Here is a 581-nt window from a genome sequence, read left to right as displayed (position 1 = left end):
TTGTTGGCATGAGCTTGGCTCCGGTCACTGATTTTCCTTGGATTCAAGCATCCATCGGATTGATTGGAATAGGACTAATGGCTGGTTCTGCCGCGGCATTTAATCATCTTATTGACCGCAGAATTGATGCAAGAATGGCTCGTACTCATACGCGTCCTTTACCGTCGGGAGACACCAATCCCTTGTCGGTTGCGATTTTTGCCGTGGCAATCGGCGTGGTTGGTTTTGTACTCCTATATGCTTGGGTAAACGCGCTCACAGCGTGGATGACGTTTTTGAGTTTACTGGGCTATGCGGTGGTTTACACCATGTATTTGAAGCGAGCAACGCCGCAAAATATTGTGATTGCTGGCATTGCCGGTGCGATGCCGCCACTCTTAGGTTGGACAGCGGTGACGGGTGAGCTGCATGGTAACGCTTGGCTATTGGTGATGATTATCTTCATCTGGACGCCTCCGCATTTCTGGGCTCTCGCGATACATCGAGTGGAAGATTACCGCAAGGTCGACATTCCTATGCTGCCGGTAACCCATGGCATTGAATACACCAAAACATCGATCTTACTTTACACGGTATTGCTC

The 581-nt window shown here is 49.6% G+C and carries 1 protein-coding gene; it reads left to right on the top strand.

Going from position 1 to position 581, the window contains the following annotated elements; translation table 11 throughout:
• Positions 1 to 581, top strand: a 581-nt coding sequence (gene cyoE, locus R7093_RS26800) for a heme o synthase (protein ID WP_318147222.1), incomplete at both ends; no start/stop codon positions are given.

It is taken from the genome of Vibrio sp. 1580 (assembly GCF_033340055.1).
Note: the sequence above shows the minus strand (reverse complement) of the source record. Positions and strands in the feature narration are given on the sequence as shown.